Consider the following 6,663-nt stretch of genomic DNA (forward strand, 5'->3'; position numbering starts at 1 on the left):
GTTCACCGATGCGGTCGGGCGGCCCTTGGCGTTGGAGCAGGCGAACTGTTCGGTCTCCGCTGCCGGGGTGCTCCGCGGAATCCACTTCACCGACACCCCGCCGGGGCAGGCGAAGTACGTCACCTGCACCCGTGGCGCTTTTCTCGATGTGATCATCGACCTGCGGGTGGGTTCGCCGACGTTCGGGCAGTGGGACAGTGTGCTCATCGACGACGTCGATCGGCGTGCGGTGTATCTGCCGGAAGGCCTCGGGCATGCGATCTTGTCGCTCGAGGACGGTTCGACGGTGATGTACCTGTGCTCGATCGAGTACACCCCGTCTCTGGACCGGGACATCGATCCGTTGGATCCGGATCTGGGTATCGACTGGCCGACCCTCGCACGCGACGGGTCACCGCTCGAGTACCAACTCTCTGACAAAGACCGTGCGGCACCCTCGCTCGCGGACGCCATCGCCGCCGGTTATTTGCCCAAATACCAGGGCTGACAGCGCAGGTTGCACGAGCTGGAAGGTGCGCGCAGGACCCCCGGGTCGCACCGAACGGCTCATTCGGTCACCCGGGCCGCTGACAGCGCAGGTTGCAGCGAGCGCGCGGGTTGCAACCCGCGCGTGGGCTGGAAGGTGCGCGTAGCACCCCCGGCCGCACCGAACGGCTCATTCGGTCACCCTTGCGACCGGCCGATCAGCGAATCTTGAAGATCACGAACCGCTGCACGATGAAGTTGATGACCGTCGCGGTGCCCTGAGCGATGACGAAGGCAACGTTGGCGTACCAGAAACCGTCAGGAAACGCCTGGTAGAGCCACGTGTAGATGCCGACCTGGACGGCGAAGGTCACAGCGTACAGCGCAACGACCGCGGCAAATCGTGCGCGCGACGGCGCAGCATTGAACGTCCAGCGACGGTTGATCAGGTACGCAGTCGTGGTGCCGAGCACGAAGCCGATCGCCTTGGCCAGGGTGACGCCGACGCCGAACACGAAATGCAGCAGCAGGTTGACGCCCTGGTCGACGATTGCCGACAGCACACCCGTCGCCAAGAAGCGGATGACCTGAGTCTTGAGGTCGAGGGCTTCGTCGGCGATGTTTTCCGTCAGCGGCAACTCGACGGGCAGCGGGACGTGGTGCTGCAACTCTTCGTCGTCTGCTGACCAGTCGTCGTTCTGCGAGGAGGTGGGCACGATCATCGAGACTAGCCGTCGACCCGCACCGGGCACCCCTTAGACCCCGCCGCGCAGCGGGTACCCTCTACACCGATGTCCACGACAGCCGACGACGCACTCTTCCCCCTGGAACCACAGGCCCGGAACACTGCGCCGCTACCCACGCAGACCCGCACGATCTCCGGTTTCGGGCGCACTGCGCCTTCGACGGGTGAGGTGCTCTCGACCTCCGACCCCGAGCTCATCGCGAACGCGGTGAAGCAGGTCGCAGAGCAGAACGACAGCAAGCCGTCCTACCTGCAGCGCGGCGTCATCGCGCGGGGCCTCGGCCGCTCGTACGGTGACAACGCTCAGAACTCCGGCGGCCTCGTCATCGACATGACAGCCCTCAACCGCATCTACAGCATCGACGCGGGAACACGCATCGTCGATCTCGACGGTGGTGTCAGCCTCGATCAGCTGATGCGCGCCGCGCTGCCGTTCGGTCTGTGGGTACCGGTTCTGCCCGGTACGCGCAAGGTCACCATCGGTGGCGCAATCGGATGCGACATCCACGGTAAGAACCATCACAGCGCCGGTAGCTTCGGCAACCACGTGCGCTCGATGCAACTGCTCACCGCGGATGGCCAGATCCGCCATCTGACACCGTCAGGCAAGAACGCCAAACTGTTCTGGGCGACGGTCGGTGGCAATGGCCTGACCGGCATCATCCTGCGCGCGACCATCGAGATGACGGCGACCGAGTCGGCCTACTTCATCAACGACGGCATCCGCACCGAGACTCTCGACGAGACCGTTGCGGCTCATCAGGACGGCACCGAGGACAACTACACGTACTCGAGTGCGTGGTTCGACGTCATGAGCGGGCCGCCCAAGCTCGGCCGCGCGACGATCACCCGCGGCTCGTTGGCGAAGTTCGACGAGCTCCCGAAGAAGCTGCAGAAGGACCCGCTCAAGTTCGACGCGCCGCAGTTGCTGACGGTGCCGGATATCTTCCCGATCAGCGGCCTGAACAAGCTGTCGATGAGCGTGATCGGCGAGGCTTACTACCGCATGGGTGGCAACTACACCGGCAAGGTCCAGAATCTGACGCAGTTCTACCATCCCCTCGATCTCGTCGGTGAGTGGAACCGTGGCTACGGACCCAAGGGATTTCTGCAGTACCAGTTCCTCGTTCCCACCGAGGCTCTCGAAGAGTTCAAGGACATCATCCGGTTCATCCAGCGTTCGGGCCAGTACTCGGCACTGAACGTCTTCAAGCTGTTCGGGCCGGGAAACAAAGCGCCACTGAGCTTTCCGATGGCCGGGTGGAACGTCGCGATGGACTTCCCGATCAAGGCGGGCCTGAACGAGATGGTCCGCGAGCTCGACAAGCGCGTCCTCGAATGCGGTGGTCGTCTGTACACCGCGAAGGATTCGCGAACGGACGCGGAGACCTTCCACTCGATGTACCCGAAGATCGACGAATGGATCAAGGTCCGTCGATCCGTGGACCCCACAGGCGTTTTCGCCTCCGATATGGCCAGAAGATTGGACCTACTGTGAATGAGGCTCAGCTGTGACGATCGACGCTGTGGGTAACCCGCAGACCATTCTCGTACTCGGTGGAACAAGCGAGATCGGTCTCGCTATCACCGAGGAATACCTGTCGAAGTCGCCGGCTCGAGTGATTCTTGCCGCACTGCCGAACGATCCGCTGCGCGACAGTGCGGTTGCACAACTGACCGCGAAGGGCGCCAAGTCCGTCGACGTCATCGATTTCGATGCACTCGACACCAACTCGCACCCGAAGGTCATCGACGAAGCGTGGTCCAAAGGCGATGTCGACGTCGCAATCGTCGCTTTCGCGGTGGACTTCGACGCCGAAGAACTGTGGCAGGACCAACGCAAAGCTGTCTTGACGGCAAACATCAACTACACCGCGTCGGTGTCGGTAGGCGTACTGCTGGGCAAGAGGATGAAGGCACAGGCTTACGGGCGCATCATCGTGATGTCCTCGGTGGCCGGTGAGCGTGTACGTCGTTCCAACTTCGTGTACGGATCGACCAAAGCGGGTCTCGACGGCTTCTATCTCGGCCTCGGAGAAGCTCTGCGTGAGTTCGGCCCTCGCGTGACGGTGATCCGCCCCGGCATGGTGCGCACCAAGTTCAGCGCACACGTCAAGGAAGCTCCCTTGACGGTCGACAAGGAAGACATCGCGAAGCTGGCGGTTGCCGCATCCCAGAAGGGCAAGGATCTGGTCTGGGCACCGGGACCCTTCCGATTCGTGATGATCGCGCTGCGGCACGTCCCGCGTCCGATCTTCCGCAAACTCCCTATCTAGATGAAACGAGCGCTCGGGACGGCCGTCGACGGCGTACTGGCCGCTCTCGTCGCAACCATCGTTGCGGCGATCGGGTTGTACGCCTTCTCCCTCGTCCAGTGGCCGGCGTTCAACTCGTCCAACGTCACTCGCGCACTGACGTCGCTCGGGCAGGTCGTCTGCGCGGTCGCGTTCGCCGTGGCAATCGTTCTGTATCGCCGCGGGACCTTGGAATGGCTCGCGAAGGTCCTGACGTGGCTCGGGTTGTCCGGATTCGTCACGGTCACACTCGGTATGCCGTTGGCTGCGACCAAGTTGTACCTGTTCGGCATATCGGTCGACCAAGAGTTTCGCACCGAATACCTGACGCGACTGACGGATTCGGCCGCACTGCGCGACATGACGTACGCCGACATCCCACCGTTCTACCCAGCAGGCTGGTTCTGGATCGGCGGACGCGTCGGGAACCTACTCGGCATGGACGGCTGGGAAGTGTTCAAGCCCTTCGCAATCGGATTCCTCGCAGTCACGGCGGTTGTTGCGTTCACACTGTGGAAGCAACTCGTTCGGACAGATTTGGCCGTCGCAGTCAGCGCCGTGACCACCGCACTGGTCGTCGCGTACGCGTCTCCGGAGGCATACAGCGCCGTCATCGCCCTGCTCGTCGCGCCGGCTCTTCTGCTCGCGTGGGGTGCGCTGAATCGGCCGGTGTCCGCCTACCCCGATCGCTTGAATGGACCATCCACGCCATCTGATCGTATGGATGGACCATCCAAGCGGTCTGGGGGTGCGGTCGGGGGTGCGGTCCAACCCAAGCGGTCTGGGGGTGCGGTCGGGGGCGAACCCCAGCGAACCAACAGCTGGGGATGGGGCGCTGTCGTCGGTACCGGATTGTTCCTCGGACTCGCCGCGACGTTCTACACCCTTTACCTGGGGATGGCGGCGTTCGCCGTCACACTCATGGCCGTCGTATCGGCCGTACTCTCCGTCCGCGCGCACGGGACATTGCGGGCCGCGATCCCAGTCGTCGTCCGACTCGTCGCCATCGCTGCTATCTCGGCGGTCATTGCGCTCACGGTGTGGCTTCCATACCTCGTCGACTTCGTGACGGGCACCCCGTCGACCTCCGGAACCGCACTGCACTATCTTCCCGAAGCCGGTGCAGCACTTCCCTTCCCGATGCTCGAGTTCTCACTCCTCGGCGCCCTGTGCATGGTCGGCATGCTGTGGCTTGCGGTCCGCTCCGCGACCTCGAGGCGAGCACAGGCTCTCGGACTTGGCGTCGTCGCCGTGTATCTGTGGACGCTGTTGTCGATGGCGGCCACTGTCGCCGGCACCACGCTGCTGTCGTTCCGGCTCGAAGCGGTACTGATCGTATTGTTGGGCGCGGCAGGAGTTTTCGGGTTCGTCGAGGGCTCGAAAGCCATCTACCAGGCGATCAACGAACCTGCGCGGTTCAAGGTCGCCGCAGTCGTCGTCGCAACCGTCGGCGCACTGGCGTTCGCGCAGAACATCCCTCAGGTGCTGCAAACGGAGATCACCGTCGCGTACTCGGACACAGACGGTGACGGGGTACGCGCCGACATGCGCCCACCCAGCGCCGTGTCGTACTACCGCGAAGTGGACCAGGCGATCACCGAGCAACTGGGCCGAGAACGCGACGAGACCATTGTGCTCACTGCGGACACGTCGTTCCTGAGCTACTACCCCTACTTCGGCTTCCAGGGTTTGACGTCGCACTACGCCAATCCACTCGCTCAGTTCGACCAGCGGTCGGCAGCTATCGCCGACTGGGCAGCCCTCGAAACTCCGGACGAATTGATCGAGGCACTCGACGCCAGCCAATGGCCGGCTCCCGACGCCTTCCTGTTCCGCCGCGGTGCCGATGGCTACACCCTCAGGCTGGCCGAGGACGTGTACCCGAACGATCCCAACGTGCGGCGATACACCGTCACCTTCGACGAGTCGCTGTTCGAAGATCCACGGTTCGAGGTCACCGACATTGGGCCGTTTGCGCTGGTCACCCGTCCTGCATAGGCAAATCACATAACGTTCACGTAACGTTCAACCCGATGATCACTACCGACCAGACTATTCTCGAGCAGCCGGGGACGGCCCCCTCGTCGAAAATCGGGTCCATTGCGGCACGCGTGCGCGGGGTCAACCGCGCCGACGCTGCGGCAGCCTCGGCCTTCACCGTCCTCGCCCTGTTCGTCCTGCAGGGACAGTGGCGGAACCTGTCGAACGGCTACCTCTACAACAGTGGCCAGGACCAGGCGATGTGGGAGTGGTTCTTCGCGGTTGCCGCGCATTCGGTCGTGCACCTCGAGAACCCACTGTGGAGCGATCTGCAGAACTACCCACTCGGGGTGAATCTCATGGCCAACACGGCCATGTTCGGGCTGTCGATTCCACTGGCGCCCGTCACGCTGCTGTTCGGCCCCACCGTCACGTGGGCAATCGCGCTGACCATCGGACTCGCCGGCACTGCCTATGCCTGGTACTGGCTGTTTTCTCGGACCGTGGGCGCATCGCGCGGCGCATCCGCACTGGGCGGCGCACTGTGCGGCTTCGCGCCGGGCATGATCTCCCATGCAAACGGACACCCGAACTTCGTCGTTCTGTTCCTGCTGCCTGTCATCGCCTCGTTGGTCATCGCCATCGCGCGCACAGGCCCGACTACCAAGAAGACCATTGCCCTCGGTCTCGTCGTCGCGCTGCAGATCATGCTCGGCGAGGAACCGCTGCTGATCTTCGCGATCGCCTTCGGGCTGTTCGCCCTCGTCTACTACGTGGGAAAACCGCGAAGCTTCTGGCCCGCCGTGAAGAACTCCTGGAAAAGCCTCTCGATAGCCGCCGTTCTGGCGCTGGTTCTCGTCGCATTCCCGCTGTACTGGCAGTTCTTCGGGCCGCAAAGCTATTCGTTCCTCGAACACGGCGCAATGGGCAACGACGCCAAAGCACTCACGCAGTTCCCGACGCAATCGGTCGGCGGCGTCACGACGCCCGGCGAGAACGTCCGCATCAACGCCACCGAGGAGAACGCGTACTTCGGTTGGCCACTCCTGGTGCTCGCGCTCGTGGCGGCGGTGTGGCTCTGGCGCGTGGCAAGCGCGCGGGCCGCCGCAGCAACGGCCGTCGCCGTCATCGTGATTTCGCTCGGATCCGAGTTGATCATCGGCAAGAAGAACACCGAGA

5 protein-coding genes and 1 pseudogene are annotated in these 6,663 nt (G+C 63.4%); 5 read left to right on the forward strand and 1 reads right to left on the reverse strand.

All coding sequences use genetic code 11. The features are described 5' to 3' along the window. On the forward strand, window positions 1-487 hold a 487-nt coding region (locus A2J03_RS17400; RefSeq protein WP_068376276.1), incomplete at its 5' end, for a dTDP-4-dehydrorhamnose 3,5-epimerase family protein. Window positions 488-683: 196 nt separating this feature from the next. Here the strand turns inward: A2J03_RS17400 and A2J03_RS17405 are convergent. Further along, window positions 684-1,187: a GtrA family protein gene (locus tag A2J03_RS17405; RefSeq protein WP_082897898.1), complete on the reverse strand. Its 504-nt coding sequence runs from the start codon at window positions 1,185-1,187 to the stop codon at window positions 684-686. Between the two features lie 69 nt (window positions 1,188-1,256). Between A2J03_RS17405 and A2J03_RS17410 the strand changes: the two genes are divergently transcribed. The 4 genes and pseudogenes from A2J03_RS17410 to A2J03_RS17425 all read left to right on the forward strand — a co-directional run. Then, complete coding sequence (locus tag A2J03_RS17410) at window positions 1,257-2,708, forward strand: FAD-binding protein (protein WP_068376278.1); 1,452 nt, start codon at window positions 1,257-1,259, stop codon at window positions 2,706-2,708. Window positions 2,709-2,721: 13 nt separating this feature from the next. After that, entirely contained in the window at window positions 2,722-3,486 is a 765-nt protein-coding gene (locus tag A2J03_RS17415; protein ID WP_068376280.1) for a decaprenylphospho-beta-D-erythro-pentofuranosid-2-ulose 2-reductase, read from the forward strand. Further along, a complete protein-coding gene (locus A2J03_RS17420) occupies window positions 3,487-5,502 on the forward strand; it encodes a galactan 5-O-arabinofuranosyltransferase (protein WP_068376282.1) in 2,016 nt (671 codons plus the stop codon). 35 nt (window positions 5,503-5,537) lie between these two features. Then, a pseudogene (locus tag A2J03_RS17425) lies at window positions 5,538-6,663 on the forward strand (glycosyl transferase); the annotation flags it as partial.

Source organism: Rhodococcus sp. EPR-157 (assembly GCF_001647195.1).
Lineage (GTDB): Bacteria > Actinomycetota > Actinomycetes > Mycobacteriales > Mycobacteriaceae > Rhodococcoides.